General features: G+C 41.6%; 26 protein-coding genes. 10 read left to right on the forward strand and 16 right to left on the reverse strand.

The genetic code is table 11. The annotated features are described in order from the left end of the window. Positions 1 to 6: 6 nt before the first annotated feature. From nth to AAC852_RS19200, 8 genes are all read right to left on the reverse strand, one after another. Complete coding sequence (gene nth / locus AAC852_RS19165) at positions 7 to 639, reverse strand: endonuclease III (RefSeq protein ID WP_187649250.1); 633 nt, start codon at positions 637 to 639, stop codon at positions 7 to 9. Between the two features lie 14 nt (positions 640 to 653). Continuing rightward, on the reverse strand, positions 654 to 1,361 hold the full coding sequence (locus tag AAC852_RS19170) for an electron transport complex subunit E (RefSeq protein WP_187649249.1): 708 nt from the start codon (positions 1,359 to 1,361) through the stop codon (positions 654 to 656). After that, the gene (gene rsxG / locus AAC852_RS19175; protein ID WP_340622367.1) at positions 1,362 to 1,988 is read right to left on the reverse strand and encodes an electron transport complex subunit RsxG; all 627 of its coding nucleotides are present in this window, start codon (positions 1,986 to 1,988) and stop codon (positions 1,362 to 1,364) included. Positions 1,989 to 1,998: 10 nt separating this feature from the next. Continuing rightward, complete coding sequence (rsxD, locus tag AAC852_RS19180; RefSeq protein ID WP_340622368.1) at positions 1,999 to 3,078, reverse strand: electron transport complex subunit RsxD; 1,080 nt, start codon at positions 3,076 to 3,078, stop codon at positions 1,999 to 2,001. A gap of 12 nt (positions 3,079 to 3,090) precedes the next feature. Continuing rightward, positions 3,091 to 5,226, reverse strand: coding sequence for an electron transport complex subunit RsxC (gene rsxC, locus AAC852_RS19185; RefSeq protein ID WP_340622369.1), 2,136 nt, complete (start codon positions 5,224 to 5,226; stop codon positions 3,091 to 3,093). Continuing rightward, positions 5,219 to 5,842 (reverse strand): electron transport complex subunit RsxB, encoded by a 624-nt coding sequence (gene rsxB / locus AAC852_RS19190; RefSeq protein ID WP_187649245.1) that lies wholly within the window; start codon positions 5,840 to 5,842, stop codon positions 5,219 to 5,221. Before rsxB ends, rsxC begins: the two co-directional genes overlap by 8 nt. Then, positions 5,842 to 6,423: an electron transport complex subunit RsxA gene (rsxA, locus tag AAC852_RS19195; protein WP_340622370.1), complete on the reverse strand. Its 582-nt coding sequence runs from the start codon at positions 6,421 to 6,423 to the stop codon at positions 5,842 to 5,844. The genes rsxB and rsxA overlap by 1 nt, the downstream gene beginning before the upstream one ends. A gap of 128 nt (positions 6,424 to 6,551) precedes the next feature. After that, positions 6,552 to 6,992, reverse strand: a complete 441-nt coding sequence (locus AAC852_RS19200) for a DUF2569 domain-containing protein (RefSeq protein ID WP_340622371.1) — start codon at positions 6,990 to 6,992, stop codon at positions 6,552 to 6,554. 140 nt (positions 6,993 to 7,132) lie between these two features. On the opposite strand from AAC852_RS19200, the gene AAC852_RS19205 reads away from it, so the two are divergent. Beyond that, positions 7,133 to 8,173, forward strand: coding sequence for an oxidoreductase (locus tag AAC852_RS19205; protein WP_340622372.1), 1,041 nt, complete (start codon positions 7,133 to 7,135; stop codon positions 8,171 to 8,173). Between the two features lie 39 nt (positions 8,174 to 8,212). Continuing rightward, entirely contained in the window at positions 8,213 to 9,232 is a 1,020-nt protein-coding gene (locus tag AAC852_RS19210; RefSeq protein ID WP_340622373.1) for a bile acid:sodium symporter family protein, read from the forward strand. A 35-nt stretch (positions 9,233 to 9,267) separates the two neighbouring features. Here AAC852_RS19210 and add read toward each other — a convergent pair whose 3' ends face one another. The 3 genes from add to manA form a co-directional block, all read right to left on the reverse strand. Continuing rightward, positions 9,268 to 10,269, reverse strand: a complete 1,002-nt coding sequence (gene add, locus AAC852_RS19215; RefSeq protein ID WP_340622374.1) for an adenosine deaminase — start codon at positions 10,267 to 10,269, stop codon at positions 9,268 to 9,270. Positions 10,270 to 10,446: 177 nt separating this feature from the next. Beyond that, entirely contained in the window at positions 10,447 to 11,970 is a 1,524-nt protein-coding gene (locus tag AAC852_RS19220; protein WP_340622375.1) for a YdgA family protein, read from the reverse strand. A 169-nt stretch (positions 11,971 to 12,139) separates the two neighbouring features. After that, a complete protein-coding gene (gene manA / locus AAC852_RS19225) occupies positions 12,140 to 13,315 on the reverse strand; it encodes a mannose-6-phosphate isomerase (protein ID WP_340622376.1) in 1,176 nt (391 codons plus the stop codon). A gap of 173 nt (positions 13,316 to 13,488) precedes the next feature. Here manA and fumC point away from each other — a divergent pair, with 173 nt between their 5' ends. Further along, positions 13,489 to 14,883, forward strand: coding sequence for a class II fumarate hydratase (fumC, locus tag AAC852_RS19230; protein ID WP_340622377.1), 1,395 nt, complete (start codon positions 13,489 to 13,491; stop codon positions 14,881 to 14,883). A 79-nt stretch (positions 14,884 to 14,962) separates the two neighbouring features. Here fumC and tus read toward each other — a convergent pair whose 3' ends face one another. Then, complete coding sequence (gene tus, locus AAC852_RS19235) at positions 14,963 to 15,889, reverse strand: DNA replication terminus site-binding protein (protein ID WP_340622378.1); 927 nt, start codon at positions 15,887 to 15,889, stop codon at positions 14,963 to 14,965. Positions 15,890 to 16,205: 316 nt separating this feature from the next. Between tus and AAC852_RS19240 the strand changes: the two genes are divergently transcribed. The 3 genes from AAC852_RS19240 to bioD all read left to right on the forward strand — a co-directional run bounded on the left by AAC852_RS19240 (position 16,206) and on the right by bioD (position 19,052). Then, a complete protein-coding gene (locus AAC852_RS19240) occupies positions 16,206 to 16,838 on the forward strand; it encodes a helix-turn-helix domain-containing protein (RefSeq protein ID WP_340622379.1) in 633 nt (210 codons plus the stop codon). A gap of 305 nt (positions 16,839 to 17,143) precedes the next feature. Continuing rightward, complete coding sequence (gene mlc / locus AAC852_RS19250; RefSeq protein ID WP_340622380.1) at positions 17,144 to 18,364, forward strand: sugar metabolism global transcriptional regulator Mlc; 1,221 nt, start codon at positions 17,144 to 17,146, stop codon at positions 18,362 to 18,364. 139 nt (positions 18,365 to 18,503) lie between these two features. Further along, positions 18,504 to 19,052, forward strand: a complete 549-nt coding sequence (gene bioD, locus AAC852_RS19255) for an ATP-dependent dethiobiotin synthetase BioD (protein WP_340622381.1) — start codon at positions 18,504 to 18,506, stop codon at positions 19,050 to 19,052. Between the two features lie 62 nt (positions 19,053 to 19,114). Here the strand turns inward: bioD and AAC852_RS19260 are convergent, their stop codons facing one another. The 3 genes from AAC852_RS19260 to ydfG all read right to left on the reverse strand — a co-directional run bounded on the left by AAC852_RS19260 (position 19,115) and on the right by ydfG (position 20,719). Continuing rightward, positions 19,115 to 19,447 (reverse strand): DUF1161 domain-containing protein, encoded by a 333-nt coding sequence (locus AAC852_RS19260; RefSeq protein WP_340622382.1) that lies wholly within the window; start codon positions 19,445 to 19,447, stop codon positions 19,115 to 19,117. Positions 19,448 to 19,480: 33 nt separating this feature from the next. Then, on the reverse strand, positions 19,481 to 19,843 hold the full coding sequence (locus AAC852_RS19265; RefSeq protein WP_340622383.1) for a DUF1283 family protein: 363 nt from the start codon (positions 19,841 to 19,843) through the stop codon (positions 19,481 to 19,483). A 129-nt stretch (positions 19,844 to 19,972) separates the two neighbouring features. Next, the gene (gene ydfG / locus AAC852_RS19270) at positions 19,973 to 20,719 is read right to left on the reverse strand and encodes a bifunctional NADP-dependent 3-hydroxy acid dehydrogenase/3-hydroxypropionate dehydrogenase YdfG (protein WP_340622384.1); all 747 of its coding nucleotides are present in this window, start codon (positions 20,717 to 20,719) and stop codon (positions 19,973 to 19,975) included. Between the two features lie 116 nt (positions 20,720 to 20,835). Between ydfG and AAC852_RS19275 the strand changes: the two genes are divergently transcribed. Together AAC852_RS19275 and AAC852_RS19280 are read left to right on the forward strand one after the other, a co-directional pair. After that, positions 20,836 to 21,225 carry a VOC family protein gene (locus AAC852_RS19275; protein ID WP_340622385.1) on the forward strand — a complete coding sequence of 130 codons (390 nt, stop codon included), beginning with the start codon at positions 20,836 to 20,838 and terminating at the stop codon, positions 21,223 to 21,225. Positions 21,226 to 21,310: 85 nt separating this feature from the next. After that, positions 21,311 to 21,616: a hypothetical protein gene (locus tag AAC852_RS19280; RefSeq protein WP_340622386.1), complete on the forward strand. Its 306-nt coding sequence runs from the start codon at positions 21,311 to 21,313 to the stop codon at positions 21,614 to 21,616. Between the two features lie 72 nt (positions 21,617 to 21,688). Here AAC852_RS19280 and AAC852_RS19285 read toward each other — a convergent pair whose 3' ends face one another. Next, positions 21,689 to 22,144: a hypothetical protein gene (locus tag AAC852_RS19285; protein WP_340622387.1), complete on the reverse strand. Its 456-nt coding sequence runs from the start codon at positions 22,142 to 22,144 to the stop codon at positions 21,689 to 21,691. 145 nt (positions 22,145 to 22,289) lie between these two features. Here AAC852_RS19285 and AAC852_RS19290 point away from each other — a divergent pair, with 145 nt between their 5' ends. Continuing rightward, positions 22,290 to 22,757 (forward strand): MarR family winged helix-turn-helix transcriptional regulator, encoded by a 468-nt coding sequence (locus tag AAC852_RS19290; protein WP_340622388.1) that lies wholly within the window; start codon positions 22,290 to 22,292, stop codon positions 22,755 to 22,757. A gap of 271 nt (positions 22,758 to 23,028) precedes the next feature. Continuing rightward, entirely contained in the window at positions 23,029 to 24,459 is a 1,431-nt protein-coding gene (locus AAC852_RS19295) for a gamma-aminobutyraldehyde dehydrogenase (RefSeq protein ID WP_340622389.1), read from the forward strand. Positions 24,460 to 24,463: the final 4 nt, after the last annotated feature.

The following is a 24,463-nucleotide window of genomic DNA, read 5'->3' on the forward strand; positions in this document are numbered from 1 at the left end:
GATGTATTACTCAGTTTTATCCGCATATTCGCACAGATCTTCAATAATACAAGATCCACAGCGTGGTTTACGGGCAATACAGGTATAACGACCATGTAAAATTAACCAATGGTGGCAATCTACTTTGAATTCATCAGGTACAACTTGCAATAGCTTTTTTTCGACTTCATCAACATTTTTTCCCGGAGCAAATTGAGTCCGATTGCTGACACGGAAAATATGGGTATCAACAGCTATTGTCGGCCAGCCAAAGGCCGTGTTCAAAACAACATTGGCTGTCTTACGACCGACGCCCGGTAATGCTTCGAGCGCTGCGCGATCTTCCGGTACTTCGCCTTGATGCTTTTCCAGCAAGAGCCGGCAGGTTTTAATCACGTTCTCGGCTTTAGTGTTATATAACCCGATAGTCTTTATATACTCTTTTAAGCCATCGACGCCCAAATTAAGGATGGCTTGTGGCGTATTGGCAACCGGATAAAGTCTTGCCGTTGCCTTATTGACGCTGACGTCTGTTGCTTGTGCTGACAGCAATACTGAAATCAGCAGTTCAAATGGTGAATTGAAAACCAATTCAGTCGTTGGATTAGGGTTGTTATCCCGTAAGCGGGTTAAAATTTCGACCCGTTTTTGTTTATTCATACCTGATTACGCCTTTATCCTCTTGTGATACGGCTATCGCAGCCTTTTTCTATGTTGTCATAGCGACGTGTTTTAGCATCTGTACGGCTTTTAATTCGTTCATCAATGATATATTTCCCGGCCAGCATCAAACCTAATCCAATAAATGCACCTGGTGGTAAGATGGCTAGCAGGAATGGGGAATCCATATGCACAATTTCAATACGTAATGATTTAGCCCAACTCCCTAATAATAGATCTGCACCGTCGAAAAGTGTGCCATTACCCAGGATTTCACGCATGGCGCCAAGCACAAATAGGGCAAATGTTGCACCAAGACCCATTGCAATACCATCAAGCGCTGAGTGATAGATTGAGTTTTTTGATGCGTAGGCTTCCGCACGTCCGATAACGATACAGTTAGTCACAATTAGCGGGATAAAAATCCCCAATGATTCATATAATCCGAATGCAAAGGCATTGATTAACATCTGAACGGCACTGACAACAGATGCAATGATCATCACATAAATAGGAATACGGATTTCGTGAGGAACCCAACGGCGTAAAGCTGATACGGCGATGTTGGTGCTCAACAGAACCAGTGTTGTTGCCAATCCCAGTCCCAGTGCATTAGTGGCAGTAGAAGAGACTGCTAAAAGGGGACAAAGTCCTAAAAGCTGTACTAATGCGGAGTTGTTTTTCCATAACCCCTGAAGAAATAGGTTTTTAGTTTCACTCATTTATTTTGTTCCACATGTGGATAATGAAGAAAGTTGTGCTGGCATGGTTTCCATATAGAGAGCTGTCCGTTTCACTGTATTGACAACAGCACGAGGAGTGATGGTTGCTCCCGTAAACTGGTCAAATTCCCCGCCATCTTTTTTAACTGCCCAATGAGGATCATTATTGGAAGTGATTTTCTTGCCAGAAAAAACAGAGATCCAATCGGATATGCGGGTATCAATTTTATCCCCTAACCCCGGAGTTTCATGATGTTCGGTAACACGCACACCGAGTACCTTGCCAGAAAAATCTGCCCCGACCAGTAGTTGGATAGCCCCTGAATAGCCATCGGGTGCAGTGCTTTCTATTGCAGCAGCAACCGGAGTTCCATTTTTACGTGCCAGATAGAGACGATGGGGTTGTTGATTACCTAAAGCATCTGCTGTTACCAGATAACATTCATTTAGCATGTTGTTATCATACAGCGCAGGAGGAACAACCTGATCTAATAATACCTTATGTTGTAACGCTGCTTGTTCTGCAATCCGGTCTTTTGTCAATGAATAAACAATTGCCGTTAACCCGGTGGTACAAGCGGCAAAAATTGCGAGGGTAATACCGTGACGTCGCATAGTTTCTAACATGACAGCTCCCTTATTTATGGCCGTAAGCACGGGGTTGTGTGTAATTGTCGATAAGTGGTACGCAGATATTTGCCAATAAAACAGCGAAAGCCACGGCATCCGGATAACCACCATAGACACGAATAATCCAAATCAGCAAACCAATTATGGCGCCATAAATTAGACGACCTTTCGGTGTAGTTGATGCGCTGACAGGATCTGTCGCAATAAAAAATGCACCTAACATGGTTGCGCCGGAAAGGATTTGTAATAAAGGAGGTGAATAACGGCTCGGATCGATAAGCCAACTGAGCAAAGCACAACTTCCCAGTACAAGGATAAATGCGGTCGGGATTTGCCAGCCAATCACTTTGCGATTTAACATGATTAATCCACCAATCAAGTAAGCTACATTGACCCACTGCCAGCCAATTCCGGCCAGAGTACCTTGCAGTATCGGTTGCTGTAACACTTCATTAACGTCGTGGGTCAGTCTGCCGGTTTTGAAGCTATCCAGTGGCGTAGCCTGGCTTAGCCCATCAATTCCTTGTTGAAGTTGTATCAGAGTCGAACCATCAGGTGTATGTCCTGTAAAGATCACCATCAGGCAATCCCATGGAGTCAAAGTCACGGCTTGTAAGGAGGCTGGTGGCATCCAGCTTGTCATTTGTACAGGAAATGAGATAAGTAAGACAACATAACCTACCATAGCTGGATTAAATGGATTTTGTCCAAGTCCGCCATAAAGATGTTTAGCAATAATGATGGCAAAGAAAGTACCGAGTATGATAAGCCACCACGGTGCCAATGGTGGCAGACTAATACCGAGCAGTAATCCGGTCACTAATGCCGAATTATCTTTAAGGTAGGGAATGACCCGTTGTTTCTTTAATGCAATAGCTACAGATTCGGCCATTAATGCGGTAATGATTGCCAACAGGATTTGGATCAGAGTTCCATAGCCAAAGAAATAGGTTTGCACAGCGATACCCGGTATAGCAGCTAAAGCCACCCATAACATAATCTGGTTGGTATTTTTCTTACTGTGTGTAAAAGGCGAACTGGCGACTTTTAACAGGTTATTATCAGTTTTGACTGGCCTAAATTTCATCGATAAATATCACTATTCTGTTAGAGTTTCTTGTTTTTCCTGAGCGGCTTTCTTCGCTTTTACGCGGGCAATGGCGGCCGCGACAGCGGCTTTACGGGGATCGACCTCTTCGGTAACTGTTTGAGCCTCTTGCTGTGGAGCAGGTTCAGGCTGAGCTTGAGCGGCTTTCTTCGCTTTTGCACGAGCAATGGCGGCTGCGACAGCGGCTTTGCGGGGATCGACCTCTTCGGTAACTACGGTTTGAGCTTCTTGCTGTGGAACAGGTTCAGGCTGAGTTTGAGCGGCTTTCTTCGCTTTTGCACGAGCAATGGCGGCTGCGACAGCGGCTTTACGGGGATCTTGTTTTTCATCCACACTATTTTTATTTTGTTGTGAAACCTCTTGTGACGTTGTCACTTCTTGGTTTAGTTGTGTGGCCTTTTTCGCTTTTGCTCTGGCGATAGCTGCGGCAAGAGCAGCTTTACGAGGATCATCACTTTCAGCGGATGTTATTGTTGCTGCGGTTTGAGTATTCGATACCTGTTTTTCTGCCTGACGAGCACGTAGTTGTTCTTTTCTGGCTTTGCGTGCTGCAATGGCTGCCGCATTATCAGGTAATTGTCCGGCTTGTACGGTGATTGTCTCTCCAGCGTTAGACTGTTTTTCTTTCACGCGAGCGAGAGCCGCCTGTACAGCACTTTTATCCTGATTATCTATTTGAACTGCAACTTTTTTATGGCGCTCTTCGCGAGCCAGTTTTTCGCGTTCCATACGTGCTTGTTTAGCTTCAAACCGGAGCTTAGCTTCAGATGATCGACGAGCTTCGGCATCGATAGTGCGTATTTCAGCTTTTTCCTGCCGATAGTACTGAACAAGAGGAATATTGCTGGGGCATACATAAGCACAAGCACCACACTCAATGCAGTCAAATAAGTTGTGGCTCTTGGCTTTTTCATGTTCTTGACCACGGCTGAACCAGTAAAGTTGCTGAGGTAATAACCCGGCTGGACAGGCTTCAACGCATAACCCACAACGGATACAGGCTTCTTCAACCGCTTTCGGCTCCATTTCATGGGGGGAAGGAGCAAGTATGCAGTTGCTGATCTTGACGATAGGCACATTCAGATCAGGTAAGGTAAAGCCCATTAATGGTCCACCCATAATGACCATTTGCTCTGGCTGAGGTTTAAATTTGGCTTGTTGTAACAGAAATTGAACAGGTGTACCTAAACGAACCCAGAAATTACCGGGTGAGCTGATGGCTTCTCCTGTCAGAGTGACAACGCGTTCTATTAAGGGTTCTCCGTCAATAATGGCTCGTTTGATGGCCATCACTGTACCGACATTTTGCATAAGAATACCAATATCGGAAGAACGTCCGCCAGAAGGAACTTCTTTGCCCGTCAGGATCTTGGTGAGCTGTTTTGCACCGCCAGATGGGTATTTTGTTGGAATAACACGCACAACAATTGATTTATCGCTTTTCAGAATACTTTTCAGGGCATCAATTGCCTCAGGTTTGTTATCCTCAATCCCGATCAAAACCTGTTTCGGATTGAGCAAATGTATCAAAATGCGTATGCCTTCGATAATTTCACCGGCATGTTCCTGCATCAAGCGATCATCAGCCGTGATATAAGGCTCACATTCCGCAGCGTTGATGATCAAGGTACTGATATGACTTCCGCCGCCTTTTAATTTTGTGGCTGTTGGAAATCCTGCACCACCAAGACCCGCAATACCGGCTTCATGAATGCGTTGCAGCAAAGTATCAGCATCAAGGGATGTGTAATCCGCGGTTTGGATGCGTTCATACCATTGATCTTCTCCATCTGGACGCAGGCTGACACAGAGCTCTTTCAATCCAGAAGGATGGGCTGTAACACAGGGTTCAATCGCGGTGACAGTACCAGAAGTGGATGCATGAACGGGTACAATTCTACCAATCCCTATTGTCAGCGGTTGGCCTTTAAGTACTTTATCCCCGGCTTTAACCAGCAATTCTCCCTCTGGGCCGATGTGTTGTTGTAAGGGAATAATCAATTCTTCTGGTAACGGAGCATAGCGTAATGGTGTACGGCTGGATTGCAGTTTCATCTCTGGCGGATGAATACCGCCATCAAAATCCCATATTTTGTTTTTGTTAAGCAAATTGAATAGATTAAACATTGGCTTTAACCTCAACAGGCTTAGCAGAAGATATAAACATGGGTTCTGACTCAACTGGAATATTTTTAACCGGAATGGAGTTTAAATCCCATTTCCAGTTTGATGTTGTGGTTGCAACGGGGATCATCGTAATGCAGTCGGTCGGGCAAGGTGTGACACATAAGTCACAGCCCGTGCAGAGATCTTCAACTACAGTGTGCATTGCGCGATTTGCGCCGATAATGGCATCAACAGGACATGCCTGAATGCACTTTGTACAACCTATACAGTTTTCTTCATCAATAAAGGCAACTTTCCTAACCGGGTTTTGTATGCTTTCATCGCCATCTAATGGTTGTGGGTCAACCCCCAGTAATTCTGACATCTTGAGCATCACTTGCTCTCCGCCTGGGGCACATTTATTGATCATTTCTCCATTGTTGGCAACAGCTTCTGCATAAGGGCGGCAACCCGGATAGCCACATTGCCCGCATTGGCTCTGTGGTAGCAGATTATCGACTTTTTCAACAATCGGATCTTCTTCCACTTTAAAACGGCGAGCGGCAAAACCCAGAATTAACCCAAAGATTAATCCGAGTACGCTTAATACGCTGATAGCAATCCATAAAGATATCATTAGAATTTCACCAAACCACTAAAGCCCATAAATGCAAGGGACATTAACCCGGCAGTAATAAGCCCTATCGATGAACCGCGAAAAGGGGCAGGAATATTGGCAACTGCCAAACGTTCACGAATTGCGGCAAATAACACCATGACAAGGGAAAATCCAGCAGCAGCTCCGAAACCGTATATGGCGGACTGTAAAAAATTATGTGACTGGTTGACGTTCAGTAAAGCTACACCGAGCACTGCACAGTTTGTTGTTATTAATGGCAGAAAAATACCTAATATGCGATAGAGTGCAGGGCTGGTTTTGCGAACTGCCAATTCGGTGAATTGGACGACAACGGCAATCACAAGAATAAAACTCAAGGTACGTAAATAAACCAGATCCAGTGGAACAAGAATGAAAGTATTTACCAGCCATGAACTGATAGAAGCGAGGGTCAGGACAAAAGTAGTTGCCATCCCCATGCCAATGGCGGTTTCGAGTTTCTTGGATACTCCCATAAATGGGCATAAGCCTAAAAACTTCACCAAGACGAAGTTATTGACCAAGACTGTGCCAATAAATAAAAGAAGGTATTCAGTCATTGCTATACCTGAAAATAAGAGATTTGATGAAAACAATATACTGTTTATAGTCGTGAAAATGACAGAAACTCCCCCCGCCTTGCGGTGAGGCAAGTGGGGGCAATGATAACAATCAATTTTAGGGGATGTTATCGATCTTGTGTGAAAGTCATTTTAACCCGATAAGAGCGCTTGATATAAGGAACAAAAACGGCAGCGGCTAATAGGGGCCAAAGTAGGGAGCGAATAGCTATTTCGTCAGGAATAGGAGAAAAAGCAAATGTTTTAATGGCAATAAGAACAGAAAGTGTCAACCAGATAATAAAAATACGCGGGAATCGTTTTGAACGAATAAAAAGCAACTTTAATACCCAAAACGTAAAACACCACATAATAGCCGTGGTCAATACGGAGATATACCACAGGATGGTGAAATTACCTCCTACTTGATGAATTACAGTGCTTTGCTGGAAAAAAGCTATGGCATATAACACTAACATTGAGCTGGCAGCAATCAGTGTCATGATTAAATAAGCGGCAGGAGCCAATAACCAACCGTTTATACGGTAATAATCATTGGATTGATACATAAAAAATATTCTCTCCATGATGAGTATTCAGATACCAAAAAATAGTAACACAGGAACTAAGATTATTTGCTAATGAATAAGAGCTGGTGGTATTTTCTGATGCCTTGTTATAACAGTTTTACAAATGTTGAGAGGCAGTTATGAATAATTCTCTGAAAGTTGGCTTAGTTGGATATGGTTATGCCAGTAAGACATTTCATGCACCATTGATTGCAGAGACGCCAAATGTTGAATTAGTAGCTGTTTCCAGTAGTGATATAGAAAAAGTTAAAAAAGATTGGCCAACTATTAATGTTGTCTCTTCACCGGAAGCGTTATTCAATGATCCAGATATTGACCTTATTGTTATCCCGACTCCCAACGATACCCACTACCCATTAGCGCAAAAAGCATTGTTTGCTGGTAAACATGTTGTGGTTGATAAACCTTTTACAATTACGGTGGAAGAGGCAGAGGCACTTAAGAAGCAGGCGGAAGAAGCTAACTTATTGTTGTCTGTATTCCATAATCGACGTTGGGATGCAGGTTTTTTGACCGTTCAATCGCTGATTAAAAAAAATGTATTGGGAGAATTAAAGTATTATGAATCCCGTTTTGATCGCTATCGTCCGGCTGTTCGTCAACGCTGGAGAGAAGCCGTAGGAGCGGGTAGTGGGATCTGGTATGATTTGGGCCCTCATTTATTGGATCAGGCAGTCCAGCTTTTTGGTAAACCTCAAGCCATTACAACAGACCTAGGTATAATGCGCCCAAGTGCTGAAACACCAGATTATTTTCATGCACAACTCAAGTACCCGGAGTTAAAAGTGGTATTACATGCATCAATGCTTGTAGCCGCGGAATCTCCCATCTATACCCTGCATGGAATGGCGGGCAGTTACGTGAAATATGGTTTAGATACGCAGGAAGAATGTTTGAAAGCAGGCGAAAAGCCATCACAAGAAGGGTGGGGACATGATGCGCGCGATGGATATGTGACGTTGTCACAAAAAGATGGCTTGATTACGCAAACCATTCCTAATTTACCGGGTAACTATAGTGCTTATTATGCCGCTATCCGTGATGCTATCCTGATGGGAAAACCTAACCCTGTGACCGCAGATGAGGCTATCTTGATTATGAAGCTGATTGAGGCAGGTGAAAAATCAGCGAAAGAACAACGTACTGTGGTGATTGATTAACTTTAATTGATTAACCTTAAAGTAAGAGGAATGGCATTGATGAGCTGGTGGCAAAAGTTAAAAATCGATCCTTTTCTATTAACACTGATTACCGTCGTAATCATTGCGTCATTTTTTCCCTGTGAAGGAGAGGCAAAAACGTGGTTTCAACATTTGACTACAGCAGCCATTGCACTGTTGTTTTTTATGCATGGAGCCAAACTTTCACGTGATGCGATTGTGGCAGGAATAGGGCATTGGCGCCTGCATTTAGTTATTTTTCTTAGTACTTTTGTTTTATTCCCTATATTAGGTATGGGATTATATTTCATTGTACCGGAGTGGATATCGCCAACGGTCTATATGGGATTTCTGTACCTTTGTGCTTTACCAGCCACTGTGCAATCATCGATTGCTTTTACTTCTGTTGCCAGAGGGAATGTAGCCGCTGCGATATGCAGTGCTTCAGCGTCCAGTCTGTTGGGAGTCTTTCTTTCTCCATTGCTTGTTGGTTTTCTGATCCAAATTCATGGCGGTGCCGGTGACAGTACTGGTAGTAGTACTGGTAATAGTGCTGTTCATCCTGACACATGGAAAGCAATAAAAGATATTATCCTGCAATTAATGGTGCCTTTTATTGTTGGTCATTTGTCACGCCCATTGATTGCCAATTGGGTAGAACGGCATAAGAAGTTGATCAATATAACAGATCGTTCATCTATTTTGCTGGTGGTGTATGTTGCATTCAGCGAAGCAGTTGTAGAAGGCATTTGGCATAAAATTGATGCTGACTCACTGGTTATGATTGGTATTGTCTGTTGTGTTCTGCTGACAGTGGTATTAACCATTAATGTATATAGTTCACGTTTATTTGGATTTAGCAAAGAAGATGAAATTACCATCGTTTTTTGTGGTTCTAAGAAAAGCCTCGCCAATGGCGTGCCGATGGCGAATGTTTTATTTCCGGCTGCAATGGTTGGCATTATGTTGTTGCCGTTAATGATTTTCCATCAAATCCAATTAATGGTTTGTGCGGTACTTGCAAATCGATATGCTGCCCGCTCAAAAAAGGCAGAGTAATCTTCTGCCTTTAAAACTAACAGTTGTTATCGTTGTTAGCGGTTTGCTACTTTGGTTCTTAATGTTTGTTTCTCTGCTTCACTTAGGAATGCTGTTTCCAACCCATTGCTCTGTGCTTGTCGGATCTGTTTTGGAGACAATCCAGCGGCGGGCGCAGCAACATTGTACTCATTGCGAATTTCAATTCCTTCAACGGCCGGGTCATCGGTATTGATTGAAGCCAGAATGTCATGCTCAAGGAATCTTTTCAGCGGGTGAGCGGATAAGGAGCTGACGGTACTGGTTTGCAGGTTTGATGTCAGGCAGGATTCAACACCAATGCGGTTTTCCGCCAGATAATCCATTAGCGCAGGATCGGTGATAGCCTTAACACCGTGGCCGATCCGGGTTGCTCCCAACTCATGGATCGCGTGCCAGATGCTTTCTGCGCCTGCTGCTTCTCCTGCATGTACACTGATGTTCCAACCCGCATCACGTGCTTGCATAAAATGTTGTTCAAACAGATGTCCGGGGAAACCAAGTTCATCACCTGCCAAATCCATCGCAGTGATATGTTGTTTATGGGCAAGCAAGCCTGCTAATTCTTGAGAGCAGGCTTTTTCTCCGAATGTTCTGCTCAGAATACCAATCAGGCGAATTTGGATATCGTGTTGTTTGCTGGCGGAGTGGATACCATCAATGATAGCTTCTACGACACCTTCAACTGGAAGCTGGTGTTTCATTGCCATGTAATAAGGTGAAAAACGGAGTTCAGCGTAATCCAGTCCGGCATTGACTGCATCTTCTACGTTTTCTACCGCAACCCGGCGGCAAGCATCCAAATCAGCCAGTACAGCAACACCCCAATCAAGTTTTTGCAGAAAGCTAATAAGATTTGGCTCATTTTCAATGACCTGGACATGAGGACGCAGAGTTTCCAGTTCATAAGCCGGGAGAGTGATATTATGTTGACGGCTAAGATCCAGAATAGTTTCAGGGCGAATGTTACCATCAAGGTGACGATGTAAGTCAGTGAGTGGAAGCCGTGTATCAATCATTTTTTTATCCTTCTTATCAGAAAAATATACAAAAAAGCCAGTCAATACATTGACTGGCAATGAAAGCACTATTTATCGATTTTTTTACGATGTTTTTGCTGCGTTGGTCTTTTTAACCTTCAGCGTGTACTTTCTTGTAGAAAACCCCTAATCGGATTCTGTTTGCTGTGACGACTATTACTCAGCAGCAGGAAGTTCAGCTTTACTATCATGCTGATTTGATTCATCAGCATCATCATAGGAGTCGATGAGGTGATTATCAAGCAGGAATTGATGTAAGCTGGATTCTTTACCATTTAATTTCACTTTGCCGTTGGCGTAGTGGAGGTTGAGGTCAATAGTGTCATCAGTGTTAGTCACAATGTTAAGTGCAGCACCTTGAGCAGCTATAAATTGAACCTGCATGTTAGCGGTTTTTTCAGCTTTGTTTTTATCTTCACCTAAATATTCACCTGATTTGGTGATTTGTTCAATCAGCATGGGCTTAGACAATTTAACATTAAGTGATAATTCCTGAAGCAGGGTACGGAGCTGTTCTTCTGTTCTCATTTGGGCGATTTTATTCAGATCTTCAGGTATGTTTTGCAGTGCAATCTTAAAATCTAATGTGCTTTCACCTTTACTGTTTTTCCAGCTAAATGGAACGATACTAAAGTGTGGATTGTTTCTCAGCAGTATTGGCAAGTGGCTGAAAAGATCAGCAGCCATATCCTGAGATGATTGTTCTAAGTCTTTGGTAAAAAGCGATTTTGCTATAATATCATTGTAGGTTTGCAAAAATTTATGAATGGCTTGACCATCCAAATTATCCGCGTTAAACACTAGCTTACCTGAACCGAAATCCAGATTGCCCATTTTGACTCCATCGATTTCATAAGCAATGCCAGTATTCACGTTTTCTTTGTTTTCACTCGTTTTAGTCGAGATTTTTAAATTCGTGAGAAGGAAGTCATCCTTATCACTGGAACTTTTCGAGGCTATTTCGCCGATAGCATAGTTTTGATCGCCCAGATAGAGATCGAATTTACCCTTTTTGTTGTCATCAGCGTTAAAATTAATACCCTTGAGAGTAACCACTCTTTTTTCTGCAGGTATATCTACGGTCAGTTCATCGCTTTTGATACTGAAAGAGAACTCATTTAAATCACTGCTGATATCTGTGTTGATTTTGGCACCGGAAAAAGTGATCTTGGTTCCGTCTTTATCCGTATGTTCGACTGGCACAATCTCAATATTGGAAGATAAGTTGCCGCCATAACTCACACTAGCAGCAATATTAAACAGAGACTTACCATTAGTAATTTCAAACAGTTTTTTTAGCTGATCATTCTGTTCAATTTCTAAATGGATAGAGGCCATTTTAGGGACGAAATTGAATTTTTTCAGGACGGAAGTTGGGAATGGACCATGATCGATATGAGATTTGAAGATAATATTTTCATTTGCCTTCACATCCGCATTTTTTGCGTCATCTTTTACTCTCAGGATAAAACGGGCGTCAGAGCTGAAAATACCACGTTGGAAATCCCTTACCTGTACTTCAAGCTTGCTATCGGGGAATGCATCTGTAAGTTCTGTGTTCATTTTCTGGACTGTTTTATCCAAGTGAGCTTCAATTTTCTTCCCTGTGTACCAGGATGCCCCTGTCCACGCTGCACCTAAAGCAACAATTACCCCTACAGCTACTAACGATTTTTTCATGTGGAAATTCCATCCTTATTTTGCGCACATAACATCATTGGTATATGCGATATGTCTTTGAGTAAAAATAGTTGTTAATTGTATAGGTTAACTAAAAAACTTTTAATCGCTTTTCAATAAAAGTGTGATTAACAACCAATGAATAACATTATAACTCTATGAATCTAAACTATTTATTTGATACCTTGGCAATTTTACCATTGCCATGAACAGTCACATTTTTCTCTATAGCAGATAAGAAGACTGATTCACCTGAGACTACTCTCAATTCTTGTTCACCAGAATTTATAATTACCTGACCATCATAGCAAAATAGAACTGATGCAGAATCATTCTCTAACGTGATCGGTTGTTCCGAAACAGCATAAATAGAAAAATGAAAATCGTTGACAGGAACAGGGTAATTTAGAGTGTCTTTTTCCTGAGTTGGGATAGTTAACAACATATTGGCCGGTTTAGAGATAAAATCCAGATTAGCCATCAACTCAGGGACATCCATATGTTTACTGGTCAAACCAGCACGCAGAACGTTATCTGAATTAGCCATAACTTCTAGTGCAACGCCTTCAAGATAAGCGTGAGGAGTACGGGCATAGAGAAACATTGCCTGCCCTGGTTGTAGTTCAACGATATTGAGCAGAAGAGGGGTAAACAGGCCATTATCATCAGGATAGAACACAGTCATCTTTCTGATGGTATCCCAGGGCTCTCCCCGGCGGCTATTTAATGCTGATTTTAATACTGCAATGGCTAAACTTTTCTGCTTGCCCTGCATGGTCAGTAACTGAGAAAAAAGAAATGATAAATTTTGCTCAGTGGGGTTTTGCATAAATGTCTGAATATCGGGATGTGCGCCAGAAACATCACTAAGAAGCGCAGCAATTTCTGGTAAAGGCCGGAAAGCATTCATCGCTCTGAATGGCGTTAGCGCATACACTAGCTCTGGCTTATGGTTATCATCCTTGTAATTGCGTTGTGGTGAATCTAAAGGAATACCCGCTGCATTTTCCTTAGCAAAGCCTTTTTCTGCCGAAGGCTTATCAGGATGTACCTGAATAGAAAGAGGTTGAGCGGCGCATAACACTTTAAACAAAAACGGCAAACGCTGGAACTGATCCGCTACTTTTTTACCCAGATATTTTTCCGGATCTTGGGCAATAAGCTGATTTAAGGCAATAGATTCTCCTGTTTCAGGATCAGTAACCCAAGAACTGCATTTCGGATGTGCTCCCATCCATAATTCTGCCATTGGCTGATTGTCCGGATTTTCGATGCCATAAATATTTGTCAGGGCGGTTTTACTTCCCCAATCATAATGTTGGATCTGGTTGGTCATTTTCAGCATGGCTTGATTTCCTATAATAAAAAATAAACTTATTTATATAACAACAATACAATAAACACGATTAGGTCGCATTATCGATAATAAATTTATGGCATTATAAAAAAATGCCGACTAATTTATCTGCAAAGTTTGATCCGGCGTATTCAATTATTCTGTGTGCTAAGGAGATAGTAATGGCAGCCACTCGCATTGAAAAAGACTCAATGGGGCCAATTGAAGTACCTGCTGACCAATTATGGGGAGCGCAGACTCAACGTTCACTGGAACATTTCCGCATTTCTCAGGAGAAAATGCCGGTTGCGTTGATCCATGCTCTTGCATTGACTAAACAGGCTGCGGCTAGTGTCAATATGGATCTGGGCCTCTTACCGAAGGAGCGTGGTGAGGCAATTATCGTTGCGGCGAAAGAGGTGTTAGAAGGCAAACACTCAACAGAATTCCCTCTTGCTATCTGGCAGACGGGGTCAGGCACTCAAAGTAATATGAACATGAATGAAGTGCTGGCGAACCGTGGTAGTGAGATCCTTGGCGGTCAAAGAGGTAATGAACGCCTGATCCATCCTAATGATGATGTTAATAAGAGTCAAAGTTCGAATGACGTGTTTCCAACAGCAATGCATGTTGCGGCCGTTATCGCCTTGAGTGAGCATCTATTGCCTGAGCTGAAGGTACTGCAAAAAACACTGGCAGATAAAGCAGAAGCATATAAAGACATCGTAAAAATTGGTCGTACTCACCTGCAAGATGCGACCCCTCTGACTTTAGGTCAGGAAATTTCAGGTTGGGCCGCAATGTTGGCTCATAATCTGAAGCATATTGAAGATAGCATTCCTCATGTGTGTGAATTAGCGTTAGGTGGAACAGCCGTTGGAACGGGCTTGAATACCCATCCTGAATATGCAGTTCGTGTTGCGAAGAAAATCGCTGAATTATCCGGGCAACCTTTTGTAACTTCACCAAATAAATTCGAAGCACTGGGTACTTGTGATGCACTGGTTCATTCCCATGGTGCATTGAAAGGTCTGGCTGCATCATTAATGAAGATTGCTAATGATGTTCGTTGGCTGGCTTCTGGTCCTCGTTGTGGAATCGGTGAAATCTCCATTCCTGAAAATGAGCCGGGCAGCTCTATTATGCCAGGTAAGGTTAATCCGACTCAGTGTGAAGCTATGACGATGCTATGTGCGCAAGTCATGGGTAATGACGTAGCTATTAACATTGGTGGCGCGTCTGGTAATTTTGAGCTGAATGTCTTCCGCCCAATGGTTATTCATAATTTCTTGCAGTCTGTTCGTTTGCTGGCGGACGGTATGCGTAGTTTCAATGAACATTGTGCTATCGGTATTGAACCTAATCGTGACCGTATTACTCAATTGTTGAATGAGTCTCTGATGCTGGTAACTGCGCTGAATACCCATATCGGTTATGATAAAGCGGCAGAAATCGCTAAGAAAGCACATAAAGAAGGTCTGACTCTAAAACAGTCAGCAATGCAGCTAGGTTATCTGACCGAAGCTGAATTTGACGCTTGGGTGCGCCCGGAAGATATGGTTGGTAGCATGAAATAATTCTTGCTGATTTTGATATTGGCTGATGTAGAACCGGAGGGTAAATCCTCCGGTTTTTCTATCTATGTTACTGTGCGCCTTATATTTCCCGATAAAGGTGTAAGCGCGGTATCACGAGCTCAAGTGGTTTTGCTTTAGGTTTATGGCGGTATTTAATTGCATTGGCATTATAGTTCGGTAACGTACCCACTTTGGGCTTGATCTCGCTATCTTCAGTATAAAAAGCGATGATTGGCAGGGGGCAGGCATATTGAACCTGTTTTTGTATTTCTGAATACCAAACGCGAGCTATGGGTTGTACTTTTACTGGTCGTTTAATTTTCAAAACTACATTATCAGGTAGCTTTTTGACATCTGTGATTTCTAATGCAACCAATGCAGCCCATTGATCGCTGGAGTAGGGGGGAACTGCTTTTCCGGCATTATAACTTTTTTCCAACCGTTCAAGAACTTGTTGTTTAGTCACTTTATTAATGATGTTCTTATTGGCCCAGCCAAAATTGATGGTATCTGGGTTGACGAGGGGAGTTATCGTGCGATAGGCATTTAAGGTAATTAAACCACGTAAATGATCGTGTACAAATTCAAATCGTTGTTCTTTGCTGACTCCTGATTCTTTAGTTACGATGTTTTCCAGCTCGGCTTTGAGTTGATTAACTTCCTCTATAACATTTATTGCGGTTTTATATTGCTGGTGGTTTACAGAAAAACATAGCGCACCTGGCAATCGGCTTGCCGCCTTGCTGCTGATATTAGGGTGGTTATGGTGTATGAATAGCTTCTGATAGAACCTCAAACCTAAGTGAAGTGCTTCATTTCCTTGTAATGGATTGACATCAATGTCGGTAATTTGCTCATGCTCTTCGCCTTTTTCAATTTGTGGTAATTGGAATACCTGGGCATCAATAAGTGGATATTTCATCAATAACTCTATCAGCTCAGCCAATTTTTCTTCCTGTTTTCTAAAACAGGATGTAAGTGATTCTATTGAAAGGTATTTATTCATATCCTATTACTCTAATTCGCAAACCAATGTTTTTTACATATTTAGTTACAACATACTTTTAAACAAAAAACAATATAACTATCCAAAAAAAGAAGAAAATAAAGCCAAATAGGGTAGATAAAGAGAATTAATCTTTGAAATGGGTTATTGATAAACATTTATAGATTGTGTTAAAAAACTAAAGACAAGTATCCCTTTAATTTTTTAAATTTTAAAATCAGTGATAGTGAATAACTAATTAGTTAGCAAACTTATAAGAAAATCTTTTAATTTTAAAGATTTTATTTGTAAAGATTATATGCAGAGGTGGTTTAATATGAATAAATTAATTAAGCCAGTAAATTCTTTTACCAAAATCGTTGATACATTATTACCGTATTCTGAGTCAATCTTATCTGAACAGCCAACACAAGGTACGTTGATCAAAGTTGAGCGTGAATTTGCTAAGTTTTTTTTACTTGAGAAGGGATATGTAAATATTCGCAGGCTAGGTGATGATTTAATCATTGCAACAGTGTTTTCACCGTATGTTCTGGGGTTATCTTTCTATTCTGGTGCAGAAGTTTATTACTCTATTGAACTTGGCCCTGACTGTAAGATATATCAATTACCTCGTATTAGTGCGTTAGGCGCTATAAAGAAACACGATCTTTACAGGGAGTGGATGAGAGTAGTTTCTTATAAAATGGCTTTTTTGTATGCCAGAGATATCAGTATATTTCGTCATGGCGCTAAAGAAATTGTATGCAGCTTATTATCCCGCCTTATCACTTTGCCAGATGATTTCAGAGAAAATATATCTGTTATCAAATACATAGAACAGCGGTGCACACTTTCACGTAGTTGTATACAGCGTATATTATTTTCTCTGAAAAAAGACAAACACATCGAAATAATTGATGGCTATTTAAACAAGGTTAATTCATTACCAACAGAATCATATTACTAATTATTAAACTTTATACGAGCATGTGATCAATAAACATACCAGTAGAAAGGGATAAGGCTAAGTTACTATTCGTCGGTGAAACAGCAAATTCTTCCGATAAGATAGGTAATATAGGTTGTATAAAGCAATGCGATATCACAAGGCTAATCCGATATTGTTAATGTAATTTGTTAATTAAAAGTAACAATCACGAGAAGTTCGTGTGAAAGATCACATTTCTGCTTCAAACGGATATCTTCTGCTTTAAACCGCGACATAATCGTTACTAATTATTTAGAGGCGCAAATTAAATAGCGGGAGGCGCAGTGAGTGTGGACGTACAACCAAGCCATGTTGACCAGATTAAGCAAATTAATATCGGTTTGGTTTATCGTCTGATTGATCAATATGGACCTATTTCACGTATTGCACTCTCTAAAAAATCGCAGTTGGCTCCTGCCAGTATCACGAAGATTACACGAGAGCTACTTGATGCTCACTTAGTGAAAGAAGTCGAGTTTCCTGATTTTGGGTTTCGTGGTCGTCCAGCGATCGGATTGAAAGTTGATAGTCAGGGGTGGCAATTTCTATGTATACGTATCGATAATGGTAGTGTCGCATTTGGGCTTCGGGATTTAAGCAATAACCTGGTTGCTGAACAAGAATTACCATTTTCTTCATCCGAAAATCAAAGTTTTCTGGACGATTTTGTTGCCCTGATTGACGATTTTTTCTTTCGGTATCAATCTCGTCTTGAGCGTTTGACTGCTATCAGTATTACCACTAATGCGATTGTTGATCCGATTGATGGAATTATTCATAGCTCACCGTATTACAATATCCAGAATCTTCCTCTTGGTTCATTCTTATATCGGTGTATCGGAGTGCCTATTTTTTTGCAGCATGGTATTGCTGCGTGGACAATTGCAGAATCTTTATATGGGGCAGGGAAGGATTGTCAGAATATTATTCAAGTTGTCATTGATGATAATGTTGGTGTCGGTATTATGACGGCAGGGCAAATACTTCATGCAGGAAATCAAAGTGTTGTCGAAATAGGACATACTCAAGTTGAGCCTGATGGTGAACACTGCTATTGCGGCAATACTGGTTGCCTGGAAACTATTGTCGGCATCAAAAATATTTTGATAAAAGCCCGGCAGTTAGCTGAAAAACAACCCGATTCGTTAATGTTTACTAAAACACCACTGACGGTTGAGTTGCTTTGTCAGGCTGCACAGCAAGGTGATCTTTTTGCAATGGAAATTATCCGTGATGTTGGGAAGAGAATCGGAAACATCCTGGCGATTATGGTCAACATCTTCAATCCTGACAAAATATTGATTGGTTCACCGCTGAACGCAGCACAACATATTCTTTATCCTGTCATTCGAAAGAAAATTACTCAGCTTTCACTTCCGAGATACAGTCAAAAAGTTGATATTATTGCTACTGAATTTACTAATTCAGGAACTCTGCCAGCAGCAGCATTGATTAAGCAATCACTATACAGTGGCCAATTGCTGCTCGAAATCATGCAAGGATAGAACACATTTGACAAAACATTGAGCTAACGCAATCCCTATCTTAAATACATCCCCTACACTTCAAATCTGCTCGCTATAAACTTTATAAACAGACGTTTTAAAGAGTAGCCAGTTTATCTGTTACCACGGAAATGAATTTATGTTAACGCGCTTATTTGTTACAGGCACGGATACCAACATCGGTAAAACAGTTGTTACCCGCGCATTACTGCAAGTTTTTAACCGTGAAGGGACAACCGCAGTAGGATATGAACTTCTTGCAAGAGAAGAAAATCAAATTGATTTTGTTCAAATGACAAACTGTCTTAACAAATTGAGTCATAAAGCAGACCGCGTAATTGTTGATGGAAAAGGTGGCTGGCGTGCATTATCACAAGATAATGCGTTCTATTCTGATTGGGTAGTGAAGGAAAAACTGCCTGTTATTTTAGTCGTTGGGATCCAAGCCGGATGTATTAACCATGCCATTCTGACTGCCCAATCGATTATTAATGATGGGCTACCATTGATTGGTTGGATACCCAATCGTATTAATCCTGGATTAGCACATTACGCAATAGTATTAGATAAGTTACGTTGTCACATACCAGCGCCTCAACTAGGTGAAATTCCCTATCTTTTGAGGCCAGAAGAGCGGGATTTGTCTCATTATCTGGATATCCCAGTTATATCGGCATTTGATAATTGATAAAAAATTGGAAAACAAAAAAGGGAGTGTATGTTAACTCCCTTTTTGTCTTTTTAACTGTGTTAGTTATCGGATTTTTTCTCGTCAGCGGAATGAGTGAATCGGGTATAAATAATTTTTTGTTTACCACGATTACAGCTTCCAACAATTTTTCCTCTGCCGTAATCCATCTGATCACTCGCAACAACCTCAAGGTTGAAGTCTGTTTCTTTAATACCATTATTAATGATCTTTTGTGCAATTTGCTCTTTCAGACTTTCGCACGTTACTATGCTTTGTTTTTGCGAACTCGCTATATTTTGTGAGTTTTGGTTTTGTGGATCTTGCGAAGCCTGTGAAACAGAAGATACAAAAGCAGCAATAAACATAACCCCGGTTAGCAAGATTTTTTTCACTTTATCTCCTTATCTTATTGATGTGGTTTTGGATTATTCGGAGTCAATAGGGCGACCTGTATTGATATCCAGACAGCGTTTTGTGTTCGGTTCCCAATAAGCATTCAGGTTAGCGTTTTTCAAACAAGCGTCACGATTGTCAACGTCAATTTCATGTTTATCAAAATCTTTTTCCCTACGTTTATTAACCTTATTACGTAGAGACCGTTGATCGTTCCATTCCTCTTTGCTTTGTCGGGCATTTTCTTTAGTCATTGAGTTTTCACCACCACCATTAATAGTGATGCAATTACTTGATGTACAAGGATTGGAAAAAGCAGGCGTCTGCCAAAATAATGGCAAAAGGAGGGAGAATACAGGGATAGTCTTGACCATTAAAGAACGATGAATATTCATGTTTCAACCTCTTTCTTAAGGTATCCGTTGAGTTATACCTGAAATAGAATATATCAGTATTAAAAACCTGCGTTATCTCTAGCATAAAATAACATTTGTAACACTAACGATTCATCAAAAGATGGAATATTAATTCCTGTGTACATTCATACCTGCAAATGTTTGGCAAACCGGCATCATTTCTAATGTATTGATATTGACACGGGCAGGTAAATTGGCAACCCAAAATACAGCTTCTGCAACATCATCAGCGGTCAGGGCATCAGCACCTTCATAAGTCTTATTCACTTTTTCATTATCACCTTTAAAGCGAACCTGAGAAAACTCTGTTCCTCCAACCAACCCTGGTTCAATATCCGTTACCCGAATATTTTTCCCTAGTAAATCAGCGCGAAGACCTAAACTAAACTGTTTCACAAATGCTTTTGTCGCCCCGTATACATTACCACCCGCATATGGCCAACTTGCTGCTATTGAACCAATATTAATAATATGACCGTGATTGGTCTCTACCATCTTAGGCAATAAACTTCGGGTCATGTTCACCAATCCTTTGGTATTGGTATCAATCATAGTTTCCCAATCATCAGGGTTAGCCTGATGTGCTGGCTCCAGCCCTAATGCAAGACCAGCATTATTCACAAGAATATCGATATTACGTAAGTTATCGGGTAATTCCTGTATAGCTTGCTCAATTGCATCTCGATTTCTTACATCTAGCTGAATAGGGTAAACATTTTCACCTAATTCTTCTCTTAATCTATCCAGACGCTCTTTACGGCGTCCTGTAGCAATGACCACAGAACCATGTTTAACGAATTTTCGTGTAATCGCTTCACCAAAACCGGCGGTTGCCCCTGTCACAAAAACAATCATAGTTACCCTTTGTTTGTAGATAGTTAACTGATTTTTCATTTAACTATTATTAGAGAAAGTCCTTTATCTTTAGTCAAGAAAGAATTTGATAAGTTCTTTCGATACGGTAGAATTAATTGGTTGCTATAGCAAGGGTAAGTATGATGAAACCAGCCACACTTCTAATTCCTGTACCTGATGTTAACTTAGGCCTTGAGTGGTATAAACGCGCATTCCCAAGGGTAGAAAGTATCTATCTGGAAGAATTTGATTTTACTCTATTAAAAATCAAAGATTTTATTCTGGAGATAGTGCAGGCTGATGATAAAGTTTATTCAGGAAAAAATGGCACGATTATGTATTGGTCAGTCCCTTATCTTAAAACAGCAATTCAGCATTTTCAGACAATAGGTGCGAAATTATATCGAGGCCCGATGGTGATCGAAAACGGTTTAGGAATGTGCCAATTAGAAGAACCATTTGGCAATTTAATCGGATTGCGGGGAAACTTCCAGATAACAAAATAATCTGAAATAGCTAAGTTAAATATAACTGTCCTCATTCCATTTCTACGGGCTCATAATAGATTGTGATAACTAACGGAAATTTATAATGAAAAAGAAGAAACTAAAAAAACTTCAGAAAGAACTCGATACATTAGGACTCATTGAAAAAGATCCTGATGTGGTTGGCTATGTACTGTTTAATACGCGTAACCGTCGATTTGTCACGCTGGATGAAAATGAGTTTGGGATGGTGATATACGCCGATGATATCGAAGAAGCCCATTTGGCAACATCACAATTTGCTGCATTGATGGATATTAATTTTTTGCCGGAACCAGACAAATTCGATATTGCAGTTATCCCTGTTATTGATAACCCTTTATTTGGGTTAATGCTCAAAAAAACAGACTAAAATTAATACAGAAAAATTTTGGACGGTTCCGGCTTATCATCCTATATTGGAGCAATGTAGTTGAACGTGTTTTCAGCAGGAAGTTTTTACCTGTAAACGCCCTGTCAGTCGTAAGCCTGCCTGGAAATTTCTGCTCATCAGGGTTAATTGCACAAAGCCTATTGCCAGCTCCAGAGCCTGAACAGTGTAGAACCAAATGTCAAACATCCCTTGAGAGGCTCTTATGTTCAGAAATATGGCTACTGGGATCATGATGAGTAGCCCGTTGATACCAATGACCGGCATACGTTTTTTCTTTTCGTCAATTAGGCGACCTTTCTTGTTTTTACTTAGCGAAAATCCAGAACCTCCTGTCACAGCCATCAGTACTGCAAGACTTGCCAACCCGTAAAACGCGATACTATGCTTGACTGCCACTACTGCTGTGGTATCCAAAAATAGTTCCGAAATCACAGTGGATGTCCAGAATATAGCGATAAGAAGCATGGCCAATGTGCCGGCAACACTATGGATGATTGTTGTACGCATGTTTCACCTGTTGGGTATAAGAAAATACATTGGTACCGGGATATTTGATCCCGATACCGCCATAAATTAACTTTACTATAACAACAACATGACATCATAATGTCAATGTGAATATTTGGTGTCAATATGTTTTACAGGTTACATTATGAAAAAAATGAGTAGAACTCCGGCTGGCGCAGCATTAAGTGCCTCGGCACTTAATTTATTCAGGGTGGCCAGCAGTTTGCTGGCCGAGGGAAACCGATTGGTAGCCAATATTGGCCTGACCAGTGCTCGCTGGCAGGTACTGGGAACAATGGTGTCTGCTGAAAGTCCCCAGCCTGTCGCATGGCTGGCCAGAGATATGGGTATGAATCGGCAAAATGTACAGCGTCTTATCAACGGGCTAGAAAAAGAGGGACTAGTGGAGTTTGCACAAAATCCTCATCACAAGCGAGCATATCTGGTCGTGTTGACGGAAAGTGGTCGCAAGGCTTTCAGTCATGCTATGGCGTTGGAATCACCATGGGTGAATCAACTGGCAGAAGGAATATCACTGGAAGATATCCATACCATGAACCGTGTTTTGAAAATACTCCGAAGCAGGTTAAGTGAAGAAGTCATAGAAGAATAATTTTGGGAGACCAAAATCATAACCAAGCATGGCAGGCGAGAACTTCGCCTGCATTACAACGATCTGCCTGTTTTTTATTGGTGATATGATATGAAATTCTCGATCTTACTCACAGATTTACATCTTTTTCCTGACAAAAATGCTGAAAGTTGCATGTATGTATCTAAATTATCTTGATTTTACATTTTTGCTACAAATTTGACGATAATACAACCATTAAATATATTAAATCATAGGTTATATTTTATCTTCAATCCTCCAGGAGGTAGCAATGCCGATACCAACTCTCAGGCATTTTATTAATGGTCAGTATATTGAATCTAAAGGTTCCGAATATTTTGATCTGATAAGTCCGGTCACTGGTAAATCTTATGCGCGTTCTCCTAACGCGAGTGCAGCAGATGTTGATGATGCTTATGCATCGGCTAAAGCAGCATTTAAAATATGGGGACGCAGTACACCTTCGGAACGTCAGCAGGCGTTGCTAGCACTGGCTGATGTAGTAGAAAAAAACGCTGAACGTTTGATTGAGGTGCAAAGCCGCAATACAGGGCAGCTCAAGCACCTGATAGCCTTCGAGGAAATTGCGACGTCGGTGGATCATATCCGCTTCTTCGCCGGCGCAGCTCGTTTTTTGGAAGGTAAGGCTACTGCGGAATATCTTTCTGGTATGACCACCAGTATCCGGCGTGAGCCACTGGGCGTGGTGGGTCAGGTTACCCCATGGAATTATCCGTTGATGATGGCGGTGTGGAAGATAGCCCCTGCTTTGGCAGCAGGTAATGCAGTGGTACTTAAACCGAGCGATACAACACCGGAGAGCACTCTGTTGCTGGCTGAATTATCCGCTCCGCTCTTCCCGACAGGGACTTTCAACGTGGTGTTGGGTAATGCCAGTGCGGGTGCCTTGGTCGTTTCACACAAAACGGCAGCTATGGTTTCCATCACGGGGTCTGTACGTGCAGGTTTGCAGGTTGCCTCTTCGGCGGCGGCTAATCTTACCAGAGCACATCTGGAGCTGGGAGGAAAAGCACCGGCGGTTGTTTTTGCCGATGCGGATATAGATAAAGCGGTGGAAACCATTGCTACTGCGGGGTACTTCAACGCGGGTCAAGATTGTACGGCAGCTTCACGTGTGTTGGTGCATGAGTCTGTTTACGATATCTTCATTACTAAACTGGTAGCAGCAGCTAAGGCCATCCGTTTTGGTGATCCAGAAGATAAAGAGGCATTGTATGGGCCGCTTAATAATATTCGTCAGTTGGAGCAGGTCAAAGGGTTCATTGCACGTCTGCCCGCTCATGCCCGTATCGAAACAGGAGGCTGTCAGGCCGATCGTTCGGGATATTACTTTGAACCTACGGTGATTACTGGTTTGGAGCAGCACGATGAAATGATTCAGACCGAGATTTTTGGCCCTGTTATCACTGTGCAGAAATTCTTAACAGAACAGGATGCCATTGAGAAAGCTAACGATGTGAAATATGGGCTAGCCTCCAGTATTTGGACCCGCGACCATGGGCGTGCGTTGCGCTTGTCTCGTGAGCTTGATTTTGGAACGGTCTGGATTAACACCCATATTCCTCTTACGGCAGAGGCACCGCATGGTGGCTTTAAAAACTCTGGATACGGTAAAGATCTGTCAGCTTATGGTTTCGATGAATATACGCGTATTAAACACGTGATGAGTTCCAACGACTGAAACA

Origin of the sequence: Xenorhabdus siamensis (assembly GCF_037996745.1) — a bacterium.
GTDB lineage: Bacteria > Pseudomonadota > Gammaproteobacteria > Enterobacterales > Enterobacteriaceae > Xenorhabdus > Xenorhabdus indica.

Bases quoted from the DNA above. Each gene is read 5' to 3' on its own strand.
- nth (WP_187649250.1), bottom strand. From the start codon at position 639: ATGAATAAACAAAAACGGGTCGAAATTTTAACCCGCTTACGGGATAAC.
- AAC852_RS19170 (WP_187649249.1), bottom strand. From the start codon at position 1,361: ATGAGTGAAACTAAAAACCTATTTCTTCAGGGGTTATGGAAAAACAAC.
- rsxG (WP_340622367.1), bottom strand. From the start codon at position 1,988: ATGTTAGAAACTATGCGACGTCACGGTATTACCCTCGCAATTTTTGCC.
- rsxD (WP_340622368.1), bottom strand. From the start codon at position 3,078: ATGAAATTTAGGCCAGTCAAAACTGATAATAACCTGTTAAAAGTCGCC.
- rsxC (WP_340622369.1), bottom strand. From the start codon at position 5,226: ATGTTTAATCTATTCAATTTGCTTAACAAAAACAAAATATGGGATTTT.
- rsxB (WP_187649245.1), bottom strand. From the start codon at position 5,842: ATGATATCTTTATGGATTGCTATCAGCGTATTAAGCGTACTCGGATTA.
- rsxA (WP_340622370.1), bottom strand. From the start codon at position 6,423: ATGACTGAATACCTTCTTTTATTTATTGGCACAGTCTTGGTCAATAAC.
- AAC852_RS19200 (WP_340622371.1), bottom strand. From the start codon at position 6,992: ATGTATCAATCCAATGATTATTACCGTATAAACGGTTGGTTATTGGCT.
- AAC852_RS19205 (WP_340622372.1), top strand. From the start codon at position 7,133: ATGAATAATTCTCTGAAAGTTGGCTTAGTTGGATATGGTTATGCCAGT.
- AAC852_RS19210 (WP_340622373.1), top strand. From the start codon at position 8,213: ATGAGCTGGTGGCAAAAGTTAAAAATCGATCCTTTTCTATTAACACTG.
- add (WP_340622374.1), bottom strand. From the start codon at position 10,269: ATGATTGATACACGGCTTCCACTCACTGACTTACATCGTCACCTTGAT.
- AAC852_RS19220 (WP_340622375.1), bottom strand. From the start codon at position 11,970: ATGAAAAAATCGTTAGTAGCTGTAGGGGTAATTGTTGCTTTAGGTGCA.
- manA (WP_340622376.1), bottom strand. From the start codon at position 13,315: ATGCTGAAAATGACCAACCAGATCCAACATTATGATTGGGGAAGTAAA.
- fumC (WP_340622377.1), top strand. From the start codon at position 13,489: ATGGCAGCCACTCGCATTGAAAAAGACTCAATGGGGCCAATTGAAGTA.
- tus (WP_340622378.1), bottom strand. From the start codon at position 15,889: ATGAATAAATACCTTTCAATAGAATCACTTACATCCTGTTTTAGAAAA.
- AAC852_RS19240 (WP_340622379.1), top strand. From the start codon at position 16,206: ATGAATAAATTAATTAAGCCAGTAAATTCTTTTACCAAAATCGTTGAT.
- bioD (WP_340622381.1), top strand. From the start codon at position 18,504: ATGTTAACGCGCTTATTTGTTACAGGCACGGATACCAACATCGGTAAA.
- AAC852_RS19265 (WP_340622383.1), bottom strand. From the start codon at position 19,843: ATGAATATTCATCGTTCTTTAATGGTCAAGACTATCCCTGTATTCTCC.
- ydfG (WP_340622384.1), bottom strand. From the start codon at position 20,719: ATGATTGTTTTTGTGACAGGGGCAACCGCCGGTTTTGGTGAAGCGATT.
- AAC852_RS19280 (WP_340622386.1), top strand. From the start codon at position 21,311: ATGAAAAAGAAGAAACTAAAAAAACTTCAGAAAGAACTCGATACATTA.
- AAC852_RS19285 (WP_340622387.1), bottom strand. From the start codon at position 22,144: ATGCGTACAACAATCATCCATAGTGTTGCCGGCACATTGGCCATGCTT.
- AAC852_RS19290 (WP_340622388.1), top strand. From the start codon at position 22,290: ATGAAAAAAATGAGTAGAACTCCGGCTGGCGCAGCATTAAGTGCCTCG.
- AAC852_RS19295 (WP_340622389.1), top strand. From the start codon at position 23,029: ATGCCGATACCAACTCTCAGGCATTTTATTAATGGTCAGTATATTGAA.